This is a genomic window from Dickeya parazeae Ech586 (assembly GCF_000025065.1).
Lineage (GTDB): Bacteria > Pseudomonadota > Gammaproteobacteria > Enterobacterales > Enterobacteriaceae > Dickeya > Dickeya zeae.
Genome location: NC_013592.1, coordinates 1,336,265 through 1,354,867 on the forward strand (window position 1 = coordinate 1,336,265; position 18,603 = coordinate 1,354,867).

The following is an 18,603-nucleotide window of genomic DNA, read 5'->3' on the forward strand; positions in this document are numbered from 1 at the left end:
GGCTCTGGAGCCGGGATAAGGGAGATGAGATGAAGCAGGCATTAAAAATTGCATTGAGTTTTCTGATGCTGTGGACGGCTGTGTTGCATGCAGAAGTCCGTATTGAAATTACTCAGGGGGTCGACTCCGCACGGCCGATCGGCGTAGTTCCGTTTAAATCGACGGGTGGCGCAGTTCCTGAAGAGATCGGTAGCATTGTTGCTGCAGATTTGCGTAACAGCGGTAAATTCAACCCTATCGATCCAAGCCGTATGCCACAACAGCCGGGTACAGCGGCTGAAGTAACGCCGTCTGCCTGGACCGCTTTGGGGATTGACGCGGTAGTCGTAGGGCAGGTGCAGCCGACAGCGGATGGCTATCTGGTTTCCTATCAACTGGTAGATACTTCCGGCAATGCAGGCAGCGTGCTGGCGCAGAACCAGTTCAAAGTGACCAAGCAGTGGCTGCGTTATGCCGCGCATACCGCCAGTGATGAAGTGTTCGAGAAGCTGACGGGCATCAAGGGTGCTTTCCGTACTCGTATTGCTTATGTGGTGCAAACCAATGGTGGCCAGTACCCGTATGAATTGCGTGTAGCGGATTACGACGGTTACAACCAATTTGTGGTTCACCGCTCTCCAGAACCGTTGATGTCACCGGCCTGGTCGCCGGATGGCAGCAAACTGGCCTATGTGACCTTCGAGAGTGGTCGCTCTGCACTGGTAGTGCAGACGTTGGCCAATGGTGATATCAGACAAATTGCCTCTTTCCCTCGTCACAATGGCGCACCGGCATTTTCGCCTGATGGGTCTAAACTGGCATTTGCTCTCTCCAAGAGCGGTAGCCTGAATCTGTATGTCATGAATCTGGGCTCTGGCCAGATTTCTCAGGTGACAGATGGTCGCAGTAATAATACTGAGCCGACCTGGTTCCCTGATAGCCAAACGCTGGCCTATACTTCTGACCAGGCCGGTCGTCCCCAGATTTATAAAATCGGTATCAACGGCGGTGCTCCTCAGCGTCTGACCTGGGAAGGCGCCCAGAATCAGGATGCTGAAATTAGCAGCGATGGTAAATTCCTGGTGATGGTCAGCTCCAATGGTGGCGCTCAGCACATCGCCAAACAGGATCTGGTAACGGGTGGCGTTCAAGTGTTAACGGACACGTTCCTGGATGAAACGCCGAGTATCGCACCCAACGGCACCATGGTAATCTACAGCTCCAAACAGGGACTGGGTTCCGTGTTGCAACTGGTTTCGACCGACGGGCGTTTTAAAGCGCGTCTTCCGGCAACCGATGGTCAGGTGAGATTCCCTACCTGGTCGCCGTATATGTAATCAAAAATATGTACAATAACCTATTTAAAGGACATAGAAATGCAATTCAATAAAGTGCTGAAAGGCCTGATGTTGGCTCTGCCGGTGCTGGCTGTTGCCGCATGTAGCTCCAACAAACACGCTAACAATGACCAGTCCTCCCTGAACGGCGGCGCGGGTATGGAAAACAGCGGTAACATGTCTTCTGCTGAGCAGGCTCGTCTGCAGATGCAGGAACTGCAGCGCAACAATATCGTTTACTTCGATCTGGACAAATATGACATTCGTCCTGACTTCGCTCAGATGCTGGATGCCCACGCTGCTTTCCTGCGTAGCAACCCGTCTTACAAAGTGACCATTGAAGGTCATGCGGACGAACGTGGTACGCCGGAATACAACATCGCACTGGGCGAGCGTCGTGCTAATGCTGTGCAGATGTATCTGCAGGGTAAAGGCGTGTCTGCCGATCAGATCTCCGTGGTTTCTTACGGTAAAGAGAAACCTGCCGTTCTGGGTCATGACGAAGCTGCATGGTCCAAGAACCGTCGTGCCGTTCTGGTATACTAAGAGAATCGCATGAGCAGTAACTTCAGACGTCACATGTTGAGTCTGTCGTTACTGGTTGGCGTAGCGGCCCCCTGGGCCGCTACTGCCCAGGCGCCAATCAGTAATGTCGGCTCAGGCTCGGTAGAAGATCGAGTCACTCAGCTGGAGCGTATCTCCAACGCTCATAGTCAGTTATTAACCCAACTTCAGCAACAACTCGCCGACACTCAGCGCGATATCGATGGCTTGCGCGGCCAAATCCAGGAAAATCAATATCAGCTGAATCAGGTCGTTGAGCGTCAAAAGCAGATCTATCAGCAAATTGATAGCCTGGGTTCTCAGAGCGGCGGTCAATCCTCTTCTGGTGCGTCATCGGCAGGTAATGCCGCGGCGTCTGCACCAGCGGCAGCAAGCGATGCAGGAGCCGCAAGTAACACTGGTACAAGTTCCGCAGCGCCAGCTATGACGGGCGATGCGAATACCGATTACAACGCAGCTGCTTCATTGGTGCTGGAAAAGAAACAGTATGATCAGGCAATTGCGGCGTTTCAGAATTTCGTTAAGCGATATCCTGATTCAACCTACCAGCCGAATGCGAATTACTGGTTAGGACAATTGTTCTACAACAAGGGTAAAAAAGACGACTCGGCGTATTATTTCGCTAACGTTGTCAAAAATTACCCTAAATCACCGAAAGCACCGGAAGCCATGTTCAAAGTTGGCCTTATTATGCAGGAAAAAGGTCAGACTGATAAAGCCAAGGCAGTCTACCAACAGGTGATAAAGAACTACCCCAATACTGATGGTGCAAAACAAGCTCAGAAGCGTTTGGATAGTTTGTGATTCCCTTTCTGGCACAAAAACTGCGCGATGTGCGTGGTTTTTGCGCTGGAGAGTTCAAGGGATAAGCAGTTGAGCTTTTTTTTCGGAAAATGTGTTGCACAGAAAAATTATATTAGTAATATATGCCGCCGTTGCCAAGGCGATGCTGAATCGCTAAAAGCAGTCGAATGTTTGGGTCGTTAGCTCAGTCGGTAGAGCAGTTGACTTTTAATCAATTGGTCGCAGGTTCGAATCCTGCACGACCCACCAAACAATCTCTGTGTAGCATATCCCGTAGCGGGTCGTTAGCTCAGTCGGTAGAGCAGTTGACTTTTAATCAATTGGTCGCAGGTTCGAATCCTGCACGACCCACCACCGCTAAATAAATCCCCCCTTTTTAATTCCGCTCGCTGTATTGCAGGTATAACACTGTCGTGCAGGTGAGAAGCTGCGTTCAGGTTCTACCTCATCCTTCCAGATGCTCTGACTGGCTTTTGTTATATCTCTTTTTGCTTCAACCCGGCTCAATCACACCGTAGCATTTGGCGTATAGTAATGGCTTCTTTTTTTACGGCTGGTGATATCCCTTCATAGTCCTGTGTGTCGAAGGATTCGCCTTGAGAGATAATTGATGATGATTGGTCCGGTTATCAATGGCGCGGCTATTTTGATTGGTGGCGCATTGGGTGTGGCGTTACGCCGCTTTATTCCTCAACGTATGCGTGATGGGTTACCGCCCGCGTTTGCGATGGTATCGATTGCTATGGGTGTGACGCTGGTGGTGAAAGTTCACCAACTCCCGGCAGTGGCGCTGGCGATTATTCTGGGGGTTGGGATTGGCGAGTTGCTGCGTCTTGAAGCCGGTGTTCAGAAAGGGGCGATAATGATAGAGCGCCTGTTGAGTCGGTTTGTACCATCGCCAGAGAACAAGTTACCCCAGGATGTGTATACCCAGAATTTTACCGCCTTGATTGTCTTGTTCTGCGCCAGTGGTACCGGTGTGGTCGGTGCCATGACGGAAGGATTGACCGGCGACTATCAACTGCTCATCATTAAATCGGCGCTCGATATTTTCACGGCACTGATTTTTGCGATTACGCTGGGTGTTGCGGTGATGTCGATAGCCATTCCTCAGGTGCTGGTACAGGCGCTGTTGTTTTTCTCTGCCAGGCTTATCATGCCGTTTATGAACGATATCACGATGGGTGACTTCGCGGCGTGCGGTGGCATTGTGATGATGGCTGTCGGATTGCGTATTGCGCAGATAAAAACCTTTGCGGTGGTTAACTTCCTGCCTGCGTTGGTGCTGATTATTCCCTTCTCCTTATATTGGCACCGCATTTTTTCCTGATGGCGTCGGGCGGCTTTTCTGGCCGCCTTGTGCATCAACTGAACTATATCTTTAATAAATTAAACACATCTGGCATTTCTGAAATTTCTTAGTGAAGAAAAAGCAGACTTTATGATGTTATTGCGATATTTTGTTTAGTATATAAAACACGTTTCTCGTAAATGACGTCGCCTTAACGCCTGCAACTGCACGGAATCCCATGATGAGCCTGTTTTTTGAACCATCCGCTATTGATTACCCTTTTCCCGCTAAACCCAGACGGCTATCCGAAGAGGAAAAGCAACAGTATCGCCACCGGATTAAACACCAACTAAAAGCACGCAATGCGGTGCTGGTGGCACACTATTACACCGACCCCGAGATTCAGGCGCTTGCCGAAGAAACCGGCGGTTGTGTTGCCGATTCACTGGAGATGGCGCGGTTTGGCCGCACTCACCCCGCGACTACACTGGTCGTCGCCGGTGTGCGGTTTATGGGGGAAACAGCAAAGATACTTAGCCCGGAAAAAACTGTCCTGATGCCAACGCTCGAAGCGGAGTGCTCGCTGGATTTAGGGTGCCCGGTCGAGGCATTCAGCGCTTTTTGCGATAGCCACCCTGATCGCACGGTAGTGGTGTACGCCAATACATCGGCGGCGGTTAAAGCCCGGGCGGATTGGGTGGTGACGTCCAGTATTGCGGTAGAGCTTATCGAACATCTGGATAGTCTGGGTGAAAAGATCATCTGGGCACCGGATCGTCATCTTGGGCACTATGTGCAAAAGCAAACGGGTGCGGATGTGCTGTGCTGGCAGGGTGCTTGCATTGTGCATGATGAATTCAAAACGCAGTCGTTAAGGCGAATGAAGGCTCTGTATCCGCAGGCGGCGGTGTTGGTTCATCCAGAGTCGCCCCAAAGCGTCGTTGAGATGGCGGATGCCGTAGGGTCGACCAGTCAACTGATTCAGGCGGCAAAGCGGTTGCCTCATCCAGAACTGATTGTCGCGACCGACCGCGGCATTTTCTACAAAATGCAGCAGGCGTGCCCGGAAAAGGTATTGCTGGAGGCGCCAACGGCTGGTGAAGGGGCTACCTGCCGCAGTTGCGCGCATTGCCCGTGGATGGCGATGAATGGGCTTGAGGCGATTGCTACGGCTCTGGAGCAGCCTCAGGTGTCCAACCATAGCATTGAGGTGGATGGCGCTATCCGTGGGCGTGCCTTGGTGCCACTGAATCGAATGCTGGAGTTTGCAGCTACACTCAGGTCATAGTCATTACCATTCAGGATCATTCAGGAGTAGAGATGGATTTTTTTAGTACCAGCAATATTCTGGTTCACATCCCGTTAGGGGCTAACGGTTATGACCTGTCATGGGTTGAAGCGTTGGGGACGTTATCCGGTCTGGTATGTATCTGGCTGGCGAGTCTGGAAAAGACCAGCAATTATTTGTTTGGGTTGGTCAATGTGTCGCTGTTTGCATTGATCTTCTTTCAGATTCAGCTATACGCCAGCCTGTTGTTGCAGATTTTCTTTCTCGCCGCCAATGTGTATGGCTGGTATGCCTGGAGCAGAACGACCGAGGACGAGGGCGCGGCGTTGCAGGTTCGCTGGTTATCGCGTCGACAGGCTCTATGGTGGAGTGTTGCGTGTGTGGCTGCGATTGTGCTGATGTCCCGATATATCGACCCATTTTTCTTCCTGTTGAGCCGTATTGCCGTGGCGGCAATGCAGAGTGTGGGGATGGATGTGTCGATGCCGACGTTGCAGCCGGATGCGTTTCCTTTCTGGGACTCAGCCATGACGGTATTGTCAGTGGCGGCTATGCTGCTGATGACCCGTAAGTATGTTGAGAACTGGCTGTTGTGGGTCATCATCGACATTATCAGCGTGGTGATTTTCGCTTATCAGGGTGTGTATGCCATGTCGTTGCAGTATATGGTGCTGACGCTGATTGCGCTGAACGGCACCTGGCTATGGATAAAAGGTGCCCGGGATAATCACTCGCAGCCGCTTGCTCGAGCGGTATAAGCGGTAATCAGACATGCGAGCGCCTGCTCGCATGTATTGTTCTTGCTCGCATGTATTGTTCTGCGCCAGAGGACCGTGGCCATTGGCTGATGCCTGTGGCTGACCTACCCAGTCTTTTTCTCACGCAACGTGAATCGTGGCCGTTACTATGGTGGAATAGCGCTGAGTATGATTTGCGCCAGGTGTTAGCTGCTTGACTTCTATTCGCCAGCCTGCAATATGAATAGCGACGTTGTTATTTTTCGTTTTTACTCCGGGTCGACAGGGGATGATCGTCTGTTGCTATGGAGACATGGACCCATTATGAATTACCAGAATGATGATTTGAGAATTAAAGAAATTAAAGAACTGCTCCCCCCCGTTGCACTGTTGGAAAAGTTTCCAGCCACTGAGCGTGCAGCACAGACCGTATTTAATGCCCGCAATGCTATTCATAAAATCCTGAAAGGCAATGATGATCGCCTGCTGGTGGTGATTGGGCCTTGTTCCATCCATGATCCGAAAGCGGCTAAAGAGTACGCGGCGCGTTTGCTGAAACTGCGTGAAGAATTGCATGGCGATTTAGAAGTCGTGATGCGCGTCTATTTTGAAAAGCCGCGTACGACGGTGGGCTGGAAGGGGCTGATTAACGATCCACACATGGATAACAGCTTCCAGATCAACGATGGCCTGCGCATCGCCCGTCAGTTACTGTTGGATATCAACGATACCGGTTTACCGGCTGCGGGTGAGTTTCTGGACATGATCACGCCGCAGTATGTGGCTGATTTGATGAGTTGGGGGGCTATCGGTGCCCGGACGACGGAATCCCAGGTGCACCGTGAGCTGGCATCCGGTTTGTCCTGCCCGGTGGGCTTTAAGAATGGTACTGATGGCACCATCAAGGTGGCGATTGACGCTATTAATGCCGCTCGTGCGCCGCACTGCTTCCTGTCGGTAACCAAGTGGGGCCATTCGGCGATCGTCAATACCAGCGGTAACCACGACTGCCATATCATTCTTCGCGGCGGTAAAGCGCCTAACTACAGCGAAGAGCATGTGCAGGCGGTGAAAGTGGGTCTGGAAAAAGCGGGCCTGCCAGCACAGGTGATGATCGATTTCAGCCACGCTAACAGCTGCAAGCAGTTCAAAAAGCAGATGGACGTGTGCGAAGACGTATGCCGTCAGGTAGCGGGTGGCGAGAAAGCGATCATGGGCGTCATGGTGGAAAGCCATCTGGTGGAAGGTAACCAGAGCCTTGAAAGCGGCGAACCGCTGGTTTATGGCAAGAGTGTTACCGATGCCTGCATCGGCTGGGATGATACCGATAGCCTGCTGCGCCAGTTGGCGGCGGCGGTACGTCAGCGTCGCGGCTGACAGCCTTTGTCCTGGCTATAAAAAACCCGGTTTTAACCGGGTTTTTTCTTTTTACATCAAGCGTATCAGACGAATTACTTCGCTTTACCCTGATTAGCGACGGCGGCTGCTTTTGCAGCGATTTCGTCGGCGTTGCCCAGGTAGTAGCGTTTGAGCGGCTTGAAGTTTTCGTCGAATTCGTAAACCAGCGGTACGGCAGTCGGGATATTCAGCTCCAGAATTTCTTCTTCGCTCATGTTATCCAGATATTTCACCAGTGCACGCAGAGAGTTACCGTGTGCAGCGATGATCACGCGCTCGCCTTTTTTGATACGCGGCAGAATGTTTTCATTCCAGTACGGTACTACGCGTTCGATGGTCAGCGCCAGGCTTTCGGTCAGCGGCAGTTCTTTGTCGCTCAGTGACGCGTAACGCGGGTCGTGGCCCGGGAAACGTTCGTCGTCACGGGTCAGTTCCGGCGGGGTGACCGCGAAGCCGCGACGCCACAGTTTCACCTGGTCGTCACCGTATTTCTCAGCGGTTTCCGCTTTGTTCAGGCCCTGCAACGCACCGTAGTGACGTTCGTTCAGTTTCCAGCATTTTTCTACTGGCAGCCATGCCTGGTCCAACTCGTCCAGCACGTTCCACAGGGTGTGAATGGCACGTTTCAGCACAGAGGTGTAGGCAAAATCAAAGCTGAAACCTTCTTCTTTCAGCAGTTTACCTGCCTGTTTGGCTTCATTGACGCCTTTTTCGGACAGATCAACATCCATCCAGCCGGTGAAGCGGTTTTCGTTGTTCCACTGGCTCTCACCATGTCGCACCAGTACCAGCTTAGTTACAGCCATAGCTTAACTCCTTCATATACTAAGATTTCTATGATAACTGCGCTCATTATAGGGCCGGAGAGCGGTTATCGGCAATCGCTAGTCACCCAGCCGCCTGATTTATATGCCGCCACAATGGCGATAAAACAAGCGGCTTTATCGTTTCAGCTTGTCTATTTCTCCACCCTATTGCGGTGGAGCAACAAAAACAGCGCCGGAATCACCAGCATCGACAGCAGCGGTGCGCTGACCATGCCGCCTATCATGGGCGCGGCAATGCGTTGCATGATTTCCGAACCGGTGCCGCCGCCCCACATGATGGGCAACAGCCCGGCCATGATGGTGGCAACCGTCATCATTTTCGGACGTACACGCAACACCGCGCCTTCACGGATAGCGGCCATCAACTGCGCGTTGCTCAGCGTTTGTCCCGGCAGGCGGTGTTTTTCCACCGCGTGGTTCAGGTACAACAGCATGATCACCCCGAACTCTGCCGCTACCCCTGCCAGTGCAATGAATCCTACCGCACCGGCGACAGATAAATTATAGCCGAGCAGATACAACAGCCAGACACCGCCGATCAGCGCAAAGGGTAGTGTACCCATAATCAGCAGCGCGTCTTTGATCTGGCCGAAAGTCACGAACAACAGGATAAAAATAATCAGCAGGGTGAAGGGGATCACCAGCTTCATGGTTTCCGTCGCGCGCTCCAGATACTCGAATTGACCAGACCAGCTGAGCGAGATGCCCTGTGGCAATGAGACCTGCTGCGCCACCTGGCGCTGCATCTCTTCCACGGCAGATTTCAGGTCACGTCCACGCAGGTCGACATAAATCCAGTCGGATAACCGACCATTTTCGCTTTTTAACATCGGTGGTCCTTCGCTGACACGGATATCGGCCAGTTCGGAGAGTACCAATCGAGCGCCGCTTTGCGTCACCACCGGTAGATTTTTTACCGCCTCGAGTGAGTCACGGATTTCTCGTGGGTAACGTACATTGATGGGGTAACGCTGGCGACCTTCCAGCGTTTCACCGATATTTTCCCCACCGATCAGTGTCGCGACCATCGACTGTAATTCCTGTACCGATACGCCGTAGCGAGCAGCCCGCCGTCGGTCGATATCAATGTCGATGTAGCGCCCGCCCGCCACGCGTTCTGCCAGCGCCGATGTCACGCCGGGCACGCCTTTTACCACGCGCTCTATCTGTGCGGCGACTTGCTCTATCGCATGTAAGTTGTCTCCGTTGACCTTGATGCCGACCGGGCTTTTTATGCCCGTCGCCAGCATGTCGATCCGGTTTCGAATGGGCGGTACCCACACATTCGCAATGCCGGGAAGGCTGACGGTGCGATCCAGCTCGGCGACCAGTTTGTCCATGGTCATACCGGGCCGCCACTGCTCTCGCGGTTTCAAACGGATGGTGGTTTCCAGCATGGTCAGCGGTGCCGGGTCGGTGGCGCTGTCAGCACGACCGGCTTTGCCGAACACGCTATCCACCTCCGGTACGGTTTTAATCAGCCTATCGGTTTGTTGCAGTAACCTTGCCGCTTCGCGTGGTGAAATACCGGGCAGGGTGGAGGGCATATACAGCAGGTCACCTTCGTCCAGCGGCGGCATAAATTCACTGCCGAGACGAGAAAGCGGATACAACGTCAGTACCAGCAGGGCCAGCGAAACCGCCAGTGTGGTTTTGGGAAAGCGTAGTACCTGCTGTAATACCGGTTGATACAACGCTATCAGCCAGCGATTGAGAGGATTAGCCTGTTCGTCGGGGATACGACCGCGTACGAAATAGCCCATTAGCACCGGCACCAGGGTGACACCAAGACCGGCAGACACCGCCATTGCATAGGTTTTGGTGAACGCCAGCGGCGAAAACAGGCGGCCTTCCTGTGCTTGTAGTGAAAACACCGGGATAAACGACAAGGTGATGATTAACAGGCTGCAAAACAGCGCTGGCCCTACCTCTGTCGCGGCTTGTGTTGCGAGTTGCCACCAGGTGGTGCTATCCGGTTCAGTGTCTGGGTGCTGATGTCGCCACTGTTCGACCACCTTGTGCATATTCTCGATCATCACAATCGCAGCATCGACCATCGCACCGATGGCGATAGCTATCCCGCCCAACGACATGATGTTAGCGTTGATACCCTGATAGCGCATGATGATGAACGCCCCCAGAATCCCCAACGGCAGGCTGATGATTGCCACCAGCGAAGACCGAAAGTGAAACAGGAACAACGAACACACCAGCGCGACCACCGCAAACTCTTCCAGCAGTTTATGGCTGAGGGTGGTAATGGCGCGTTCGATCAGCGGCGAGCGATCATACGTGGTGACGATCTCGACGCCAGCGGGCAGGCTTTGACGAATCTGTTGTAAGCGGGCATGAACGGCGCGCAGTGTTTCCAGTGCGTTTTTACCGGAGCGCATCACAATCACGCCGCCCGCGACTTCGCCTTCGCCATTAAGCTCGGCAATGCCACGGCGCATTTCCGGGCCTTGTCGTAAGGTGGCGACATCCTGCAAGAGTATTGGAATGCCGTCTCGTCGGCCTACCGGCACGTTGAGAAAGTCTTCCGCTTTTAGCAGGTATCCGGACGTTCTGACCATGTACTCAGCTTCGCCCAGTTCGATAACGGACCCACCGCTTTCCTGATTCGCTGCCCGCAGCGCATCGATCACCTGCTGGTGCGTGACGTTAAGGGCGCGCAGTCGCTCCGGGTTCAGTACCACCTGATACTGACGAACCATACCGCCGATGCTGGCGACTTCCGCCACATTGGGGACGGTTTTCAGCTCATATTTCAGCAGCCAGTCCTGAATGGCGCGCAAATCAGCCAGACTGTGTTGACCGCTGCGATCAACCAGGGCGTATTCGTAGATCCAACCGACCCCGGTAGCGTCCGGGCCTAGTGAGGCTTTCGCCTCGGCGGGCAGGGTCGATTGCACCTGACTCAGGTACTCCAGTACGCGGGAACGCGCCCAGTAAGGGTCGGTGCCATCCTCGAACAAGACGTAGACATACGCGTCGCCGAACATGGAAAAGCCGCGTACGGTTTTCGCACCGGGTACCGACAGCATGGTGGTCGTTAGCGGATAGGTGACCTGATTTTCCACCACCTGTGGTGCTTTACCGGGATAACTAACCCGGATAATCACCTGTACGTCGGAGAGGTCAGGCAGGGCATCCAACGGTGTTTTCTGCAGTGAAATGACTCCCCAGGCGGCCATCATCAGGGTGGCGATCAGCACCAGAAAGCGGTTTTTTATCGACCAGCGAATCACTGACGCGATCATTGGTGACCTCCGTGAACTGCCGTATCAACGGGCTGGATAGCGAGCAAATGCGCACCGTTATCATCCAGTCGAAAACGGAATGTCACCGTCATGCCGGGCTGGAGAGTCGCGGGCAGCGTATTACCGTCGAAGGTGAAATCCATGGTCATCGGCGGCCAGTTGAGCGCTGGCACGGCGTCGTGGGCAAGGGTGACCTGTTTGCCCTTGATGGCTTTGATGACACCTCGGGTCTGGTAGTCACTAGCGGCTGTGGCAGCGGGCGGTGTAGCCTGGTCTTGAGTGTTATCGCTAAACGCGCTGAATGCACTGCGCAGGCTGGCTTCGGAGTCGATCAGGAACTGGCCGGAAATCACGACATTATCGCCATCGGCAAGGCCGGAGCGGATTTCTGCCCAGCCATCCTGAATAATGCCTACCTCAACCGGACGTGGGGTGAAATAGCCCTTACCATCGCTCAAGAGCACCCGATTCTGTCGGCTGCTGACCAGTAGCGCTTGTTGCGGAACCATTAACGTCTGACGAGCCGTACCGGTAGCCAGCCGTACCGTCAGGTACATACCGGGTTTGAGGCGTTGCTGGCGATTATCCAGCACGACACGGGCTTTCAGCGTGCGGGTGGCTGTGTCGAGTTGCGGCAACAGTTCGGCAATACGTCCACGAAAGGTTTCACCCGGCCAACTGTCGCTGGTGGCGAGCATCTCGTCACCGATATGCAACGCTGACGCCTGTGCGGCCGGATACTCCACTTCAACCCAGATCGGGTCGAGACTGGCCAGTTCAAACAACGGCTGCGCCGGTGTTAACTGGCTGCCGCTGCGCACATCCAGCCGGTTGATGTAGCCGCTCTCTGGCGCAGTAATCGCCAGACGTGGTTGCGGTTTGCCACTACGCTCCACCTGCCGGATGACGCTTTCCGGCATGAACATCAGGGCTAGCTTTTGTCGTGCGGCCTGACTGAGCCCGGTGTCTCCCAACTGGCGTACCGCCAGATATTCCTGCTGAGCCGCGGCCCAGCTTGGGTTCCACAGTACCGCCAGCGTTTCGCCTTTCTGTACCGGCTGTTGTACCGCGCTGACGTTAAGCTGTTCCACCACGCCGCCGCTGGGGGCGACCACAGTGCGTAGCGTGCGTTCATTCAGCGCCACGGTGCCATAACCGACTGCCTGAGGTCGTAGTTCCCGGCGCTCAACCCGAGCGGTGCGTACACCAAGGTTCTGTTGCTGGCGTGGGCTGACCATCACACCGCCGTTATCCTGAACCTCATCGGCGTAGCGCGGTACCAACGGCATATCCATAAAGGGTGATTTGCCGGGTTGACTGAAGCGTTTATCCGGCACCATCGGGTCGTACCAATAGAGAACCTTACGCTCGCTGTTGGCATCGGGCGTGGTGGCATGCTTCGCTGTCGCGGTGGTGAGATGGCTACTGCGGTAGTCACCCACGGAGTAACCGGCTATGGCCGCCACCAGCGCTACGGCAATCAAACTGACAGTAAAAGTACGGTTCATTTTGCGGCGGTTCCTTGTGGCGTCAGGTAACGAAGGGTGGCCCACAGGGCCGCCATGTCACGGGCGGCGTTCTGTGCGGCGATACGGCTATCCAGCAATGCACGACGGGCTTCCAATATGCTGACCAGATCGCTGTTGCCGCTCTGATACTGGCTTTGCAGCAGTCGTATGCGCTGTTGCTGCAACGGTAGTACGTCGTCGGTTTGGCGATGCCAGCGGGACTGGGCAGCCTGATACTGTGCCAGCAGTGTGTCGAGTTGCGCCCGGTGCTCTCGTTGGACGAGGGTGACCCGGTCGCGCGCCTCCATACTGAGCGCCACATCGGCGGCGTGATCTTTGTTCTGCCTGCTGGATTGGAACAGCGGCAAATCCATGCTGATCTCGACGCCAGCCATATCGTCGAAACTGTTGCCGCGACGGCCGTAATACACTTCGACGCCGACATCCGGGATGGCTGCCACCGCAGATTGCGCCGCCCGGGCCTGTGCCAGCCGGGTTTCCTGTTCGGCCTGGGTTATTTCCGGGTGCCGGGCGATAGCAGCGTACAAGACCGCTGGTTCGGCAGGCAGGCGCTCGAAGCGCGGTAACGGCCCCTGTGTGGTGACCTCGTTGATGCCGGTCAGCCGGGTGAGCCGGGCCTGCGCGATGGCAACATCCCGCTCGGCATCTGCCAGCTTGTCTTGCATCGCCGAAAGTGTCAGCCGGGCATCCAGTACCCGGGCCGATTCTCCCCCTGCGGCCACGCCGGCTTTTTGAATGGCAATCTGACGCTGACTTTCTTGTACCAGTGCAGCGACGTCTTGCCGTGTCTGGCGAGCGAGCGCCAGTTCCAGCCAGGCCTGGGCCGTATCACGCTGCAACTGGGCACGCAGGGTGTCACTGTTGCTGCGAACCGTGTCGGCTTGCGCCTGAATGGTTTGCGCCTTACGTTCACGCTTGGTGGCGCTGACATAGGTTTGCATGATGCCGATGCGTTGCATGGTCATGCCCTCGCGTGTCAGACGACGGGTGTTATTGCCGCCAAGCGGCACGTTTTCGATGCCGTATTTCAGTTGTGGATCCGGCAGTTGTGTGGCGGAGTCGGCCATGTTTTGCAGCGCGTTCATCTGGTGCTGGTTGGCAGACAGATCGGCGGAATACTGTTCCGCCGCCTGCAGTGCGCCATCCAGATCCAATGCTGCCGCGAATGATGCGGCAGGCAGCCACAACAACATCGCCAGCCACGCGCACGAAGCGCGGAGCGTGCGTATGTGCATGGTGGTCTCCGGTCAGTTTTGCTGCGGTTTGATGTCGGTCAGGGTGTAGCCGTCAGCACGTTGCACGAAGCTGAAACGGACCGAACTGCCCGGTTGCAACGGTGTCGAGTTATCGTTTGCTGGCAGACGGAAGGTCATGGTCATCGCTGGCCAGCGCAACGCGGGAATGGCCTCATGTGCCAGCGTAACGCTGTCGGCGTTCCATTGTTTGACGATACCGGTAGCGTGGTAGACGGTTGCCGATTCGGTCGGCGCAGGTGACATAGCCATATTGCTATGCTGCATATCGCTATGCTGCATGCTGCCAGTCATCGAGTGAGACATGCCGTTCATCTCACCGGTCATGGACTGGGGCTGTTCGGCCAATAAGGGGGCAGAGAAGAGTAAGGCAGCAATGGTAATAGAAAGTGTACGCATGATAATAGCTCCATAAATACGATAAATAACAAGTCATTGCGTGAAAACGCACAGAGGTTGTTTATCGCGGAGGCTATTCTCTGAATCGGCAAAAACGAATTTCGGCGGGCGGACCGGCGACAGGTGGTGTAAACCAGCGGTTGCTGCCGATAGTAACAGGTTGCGATGGTTGCACGGGCAGCAGTTCGCTGCTGACGGGCAACGCTAGCAACGATAACGACGGTAAATCCTGGCTGGCGGTGTCAGGCTGACAGTGTTTTTCACACAGTGGGCCGACGCTCGCTGTCGTTTGAACATCATACACGGCCGACATGTCTGGCATGGCGGCGTCCGGCTGCATACGGTGGGTATCATGCTGAATATTTACGGGGGCTGCCACCGGTGCCGCGATGAAGGGGATATCGCAACGGTGGCTGGCGATAGCCAACTGAGCGTTCAGCAAGAGCCAGCATAACGCCAACATCCAGCCCCATCTGCTTTTATAGCGCAGATGCCGCAGGCTGAGTGGATGAGGGCGCGAGGCTGTCATGAAGCAATGTCCTTATAAAAAGTGCAGCCAGTGTAAAAGGCACTATCCACGCCGGACAAGCAGGAATTTGCACAGATTTGTAAAGAGCCAGCGGTGCTGGCTCTCTGGTGTGCGTCAGTCAGCCGGAGTGACGATAAATGCGTAGCGGGTCAGTGAGCGGTAGCGCTTGCCCGGTTTTAGCCAGCAGTCAGGCTGCGGCCAGTTCGGGTGGTTGGGGCTATCTGGCAGAAATTCGCTTTCCAGCGCCAGCCCGGCGTAGTTGGCATAAAGCGGCCCATCGCGTGACGGCGTGCCCGCCAGAAAGTTACCGCTGTAGAGCTGTAGCGCCGGCGCGCTGGTGTACACCAGCATCTGCACTTTGCCGTCCGCTGACCACAGGCTGGCCGCCGGGCTTTCGCTGGAACCGCCGGTACGGTGCAGCAAAAAGGCGTGGTCATAACCTTGAACCGCCTGCTGGTCGGCATCGGCCAGAAAGTCCTGTATCAAGGTTTTGCGCTGGCGAAAATCGAAACTGCTGTGTGCCACTTCCCGTAATCCATCACCGGGGATACCATCCTGATTGACCGGCAGATAGTAATCCGCCATCAGTTGCAGTTGATGGTGACGCACATCGGTTAGTTCGCCGTCGAGGTTGAAATAGGCATGATTAGTCAGGCATACCGGGCAGGGTTGATCGACCTCGGCCTGATACTCAATATCCAGCGCATTCTGATCGGTGAGTTGATAACTGACTCGTGCGGTCAGCGCACCGGGGAAGCCCTGATCACCATCCGGCGAAAATAGCTGGTAAGTAACCTGATCGTCACGTTGTTCCACGACCTGCCAGCGGCGGGCATGAAAACCGTCCGGCCCGCCATGCAACTGGTGATCGCCCTGATTAGCCAGCAAGTGAATGGGGGTGTCACCCTGATGTACGGTGGCGTTGGCGATGCGGTTGGCGTAACGCCCCACCGATGCGCCCAGATAGGCAGACTGATGCGGGTACTGATCAGGCGCACAGCCCAATAGCACTTCTCGCATCGTTCCGTCGGGCAACGGTAACTGACAAGAGAGCCAGGTGGCTCCCCAGTCCATCAGCGTTACCCGCGTACCGTGGCGATTTTGCAGTAGGGTCAGCTGAAATGGCTGACCATCTGGGGCGAGCGCCGTGTGTGGCGCTCGTGGTTCAACAGGGTCATTCGACATAACCGGCTCCTGACGAGGCGTGGCAAACGTAACAGGTCGGTTGTAATCCGGTTTTTGCCGGATACTCCCGCATCACGGCATTTTGCACCGCTGTTACTTGCTGTTGTGGGATCAACGCCACGATACAGCCACCAAATCCACCGCCAGTCATGCGTACACCACCTTCATCGCCGATCACCGCTTTGACTATCTCCACCAGCGTGTCGATAGGCGGCACCGTGATTTCGAAGTCATCCCGCATCGAGGCATGAGACGCGGCCATCAGTTCGCCCATCTGGCGCAGGTCACCCCGCGTCAGCGCATCGGCTGCCGCCAGTGTACGGGCGTTTTCGGTAATGATATGACGTGCGCGACGTGCAACGACTTCATCCAGACCGGCTGCTTTGGCAGCGAAATCGGCCTCACTGACGTCACGCAGCGCTTTAACCTGAAAATAGCGCGCGGCAGCTTCACACTGCTGGCGACGCGTATTGTACTCGCTGTCTACCAGACCACGTTTGACGTTGGAGTTGATTATCATCACCGCCACGTTGTCCGGCATCGATACCGCACGGGTTTCCAGCGAACGGCAGTCGATCAGTAACGCGTGGTTGCGTTGGCCTTGGGCTGAAATCATCTGATCCATGATGCCGCAGTTACAGCCGACGAACTGGTTTTCCGCCTCCTGGCCGTTGAGTGCCAGCGCCACATTGTCCAGTGGCAACTGGTATAACGCCTGAATGGCTTTACCGACCGCCACCTCCAGAGAGGCCGACGAACTCAGGCCAGCGCCTTGCGGCACGTTGCCGCTTATCACCAGATCTGCCCCGCCAAAGGCATCGCTACGGGTTTTCAGGTGCTTGATGACGCCGCGCACATAGTTTGCCCACTGCCACTGCGGATGATGGTCGATCGGCGCATCAAGCGAAAAGCTGTCTTGCTGGTTGTCGTAGTCCACCGCGATGACTCGGATTTGCCGGTCGTCACGTGGGGCGGCGCTGATGATGGTGGAATAGTTGATGGCACAAGGCAGCACAAAGCCGTCATTATAGTCGGTGTGCTCACCTATCAGGTTGACCCGTCCCGGCGCCTGAACGGTAAGGGTTGCCGGGTAACCGAACTGTTGCTGGAAAACCGCCTGGGTGCGTGCTGATAAGGTCATGCCTGAACTCCTGAATCACGAAGGTGACTGCTGTCACGGTAATGAATGTCACTAACGGCGCGCAGCCGTTCAGCCGCCTGCTCGGCGGTTAAATCACGCTGGGTTTCCGCCAGCATTTCATAACCCACCATGAATTTACGCACCGTGGCGGAGCGCAGCAGCGGCGGATAAAAATGGGCATGCAACTGCCAGTGTTGGTGGTCGCCGTCAGTAAAGGGCGCGCCGTGCCAGCCCATGGAATATGGGAATGAAGTCTGGAACAGGTTGTCGTAACGGCTGGTCAACTGTTTTAACGCCAGCGCCAAATCCTGACGCTGTGCTGGGGTGATGTCCGGCAGGCGCAAGGTGTGGGCTTTGGGCAGTAACAGGGTTTCGAAAGGCCAGGCTGCCCAGTAGGGGACTACCGCCAGCCAGTGTTCGGTTTCCACCACATGGCGTGCGCCGTCCTGCAATTCGCGTTGCAGGTAATCGACCAGCAGGGGAGAACCGTGCTGATGGAAATAGTCACGTTGCAGTCGGTCTTCCCGTTCCGCTTCGTTGGGCAGGAAATCGTTGGCCCATATCTGGCCATGCGGATGTGGGTTAGAACATCCCATCGCCGCGCCCTTGTTTTCAAACACCTGTACCCATGGGTAGGTTTGCCCCAGTTCGGCGCTCTGTTGTTGCCAGGTCGCGACCACCTGTTCGAGTGCGCTGAGCGGCAGTTCCGGCAGGGTTTTACTGTGGTCTGGTGAAAAACAGATGACCCGGCTGGTGCCGCGCGCACTTTGGCAGCGCATCAGCGGGTCATTGCTTTCCGGGGCTGGCGGTGTGTCTGCCATCAGTGCGGCAAAATCGTTGGTGAACACAAAGGTACCCGGATAGTCAGGGTTGGTATCGCCGGTGACCCGCACGTTGCCGGGGCAAAGAAAACAGGTGGCATCGTGCGACGGCAGCGGGTCGGATGACACGCTCTCCTGTTGCCCCTGCCACGGACGTTTGGCACGGTGTGGCGACACCAGCACCCACTGCCCGGTCAGTGGGTTGTAGCGACGATGCGGATGTTCAACGGGATCAAAATACACCATTCGGATACCTTACTT

The 18,603-nt window shown here is 55.3% G+C and carries 16 protein-coding genes and 2 tRNA genes; 9 read left to right on the forward strand and 9 right to left on the reverse strand.

Annotated features, from left to right (window positions below):
- The first annotated feature begins 29 nt into the window (after positions 1-29).
- The 9 genes from tolB to aroG all read left to right on the forward strand — a co-directional run bounded on the left by tolB (position 30) and on the right by aroG (position 7,377).
- Positions 30-1,316, forward strand: a complete 1,287-nt coding sequence (gene tolB / locus DD586_RS06020; protein ID WP_012883920.1) for a Tol-Pal system beta propeller repeat protein TolB — start codon at positions 30-32, stop codon at positions 1,314-1,316.
- 39 nt (positions 1,317-1,355) lie between these two features.
- Positions 1,356-1,862 carry a peptidoglycan-associated lipoprotein Pal gene (gene pal / locus DD586_RS06025; RefSeq protein WP_012883921.1) on the forward strand — a complete coding sequence of 169 codons (507 nt, stop codon included), beginning with the start codon at positions 1,356-1,358 and terminating at the stop codon, positions 1,860-1,862.
- Positions 1,863-1,871: 9 nt separating this feature from the next.
- Positions 1,872-2,684, forward strand: coding sequence for a cell division protein CpoB (gene cpoB / locus DD586_RS06030; protein WP_012883922.1), 813 nt, complete (start codon positions 1,872-1,874; stop codon positions 2,682-2,684).
- 173 nt (positions 2,685-2,857) lie between these two features.
- Positions 2,858-2,933, forward strand: a tRNA-Lys gene (locus DD586_RS06035).
- A 29-nt stretch (positions 2,934-2,962) separates the two neighbouring features.
- A tRNA-Lys gene (locus tag DD586_RS06040) sits at positions 2,963-3,038 on the forward strand.
- A 259-nt stretch (positions 3,039-3,297) separates the two neighbouring features.
- Positions 3,298-4,014, forward strand: coding sequence for a DUF554 domain-containing protein (locus tag DD586_RS06045; RefSeq protein ID WP_023639246.1), 717 nt, complete (start codon positions 3,298-3,300; stop codon positions 4,012-4,014).
- A gap of 202 nt (positions 4,015-4,216) precedes the next feature.
- Positions 4,217-5,263 (forward strand): quinolinate synthase NadA, encoded by a 1,047-nt coding sequence (gene nadA, locus DD586_RS06050; protein WP_041164327.1) that lies wholly within the window; start codon positions 4,217-4,219, stop codon positions 5,261-5,263.
- 32 nt (positions 5,264-5,295) lie between these two features.
- On the forward strand, positions 5,296-6,021 hold the full coding sequence (gene pnuC / locus DD586_RS06055) for a nicotinamide riboside transporter PnuC (protein ID WP_012883925.1): 726 nt from the start codon (positions 5,296-5,298) through the stop codon (positions 6,019-6,021).
- A gap of 303 nt (positions 6,022-6,324) precedes the next feature.
- Positions 6,325-7,377: a 3-deoxy-7-phosphoheptulonate synthase AroG gene (gene aroG, locus DD586_RS06060; RefSeq protein WP_012883926.1), complete on the forward strand. Its 1,053-nt coding sequence runs from the start codon at positions 6,325-6,327 to the stop codon at positions 7,375-7,377.
- 74 nt (positions 7,378-7,451) lie between these two features.
- On the opposite strand, the gene gpmA is transcribed toward aroG, so the two are convergent.
- The 9 genes from gpmA to galT form a co-directional block, all read right to left on the reverse strand.
- Complete coding sequence (gene gpmA, locus DD586_RS06065) at positions 7,452-8,204, reverse strand: 2,3-diphosphoglycerate-dependent phosphoglycerate mutase (RefSeq protein WP_012883927.1); 753 nt, start codon at positions 8,202-8,204, stop codon at positions 7,452-7,454.
- A gap of 152 nt (positions 8,205-8,356) precedes the next feature.
- Positions 8,357-11,485, reverse strand: a complete 3,129-nt coding sequence (locus DD586_RS06070) for an efflux RND transporter permease subunit (protein ID WP_012883928.1) — start codon at positions 11,483-11,485, stop codon at positions 8,357-8,359.
- Positions 11,482-12,993 (reverse strand): efflux RND transporter periplasmic adaptor subunit, encoded by a 1,512-nt coding sequence (locus DD586_RS06075; protein WP_012883929.1) that lies wholly within the window; start codon positions 12,991-12,993, stop codon positions 11,482-11,484. Before DD586_RS06075 ends, DD586_RS06070 begins: the two co-directional genes overlap by 4 nt.
- Positions 12,990-14,249 carry a TolC family protein gene (locus DD586_RS06080; RefSeq protein WP_012883930.1) on the reverse strand — a complete coding sequence of 420 codons (1,260 nt, stop codon included), beginning with the start codon at positions 14,247-14,249 and terminating at the stop codon, positions 12,990-12,992. Before DD586_RS06080 ends, DD586_RS06075 begins: the two co-directional genes overlap by 4 nt.
- A 12-nt stretch (positions 14,250-14,261) precedes the next feature.
- Positions 14,262-14,666 (reverse strand): copper-binding protein, encoded by a 405-nt coding sequence (locus tag DD586_RS06085; protein ID WP_012883931.1) that lies wholly within the window; start codon positions 14,664-14,666, stop codon positions 14,262-14,264.
- 73 nt (positions 14,667-14,739) lie between these two features.
- Positions 14,740-15,195 carry a hypothetical protein gene (locus DD586_RS06090; protein WP_012883932.1) on the reverse strand — a complete coding sequence of 152 codons (456 nt, stop codon included), beginning with the start codon at positions 15,193-15,195 and terminating at the stop codon, positions 14,740-14,742.
- Positions 15,196-15,309: 114 nt separating this feature from the next.
- Complete coding sequence (galM, locus tag DD586_RS06095) at positions 15,310-16,380, reverse strand: galactose-1-epimerase (protein WP_012883933.1); 1,071 nt, start codon at positions 16,378-16,380, stop codon at positions 15,310-15,312.
- Positions 16,370-17,521: a galactokinase gene (gene galK, locus DD586_RS06100; RefSeq protein ID WP_012883934.1), complete on the reverse strand. Its 1,152-nt coding sequence runs from the start codon at positions 17,519-17,521 to the stop codon at positions 16,370-16,372. Before galK ends, galM begins: the two co-directional genes overlap by 11 nt.
- Positions 17,518-18,588: a galactose-1-phosphate uridylyltransferase gene (gene galT, locus DD586_RS06105; protein WP_012883935.1), complete on the reverse strand. Its 1,071-nt coding sequence runs from the start codon at positions 18,586-18,588 to the stop codon at positions 17,518-17,520. Before galT ends, galK begins: the two co-directional genes overlap by 4 nt.
- Between the last annotated feature and the right edge of the window lie 15 nt (positions 18,589-18,603).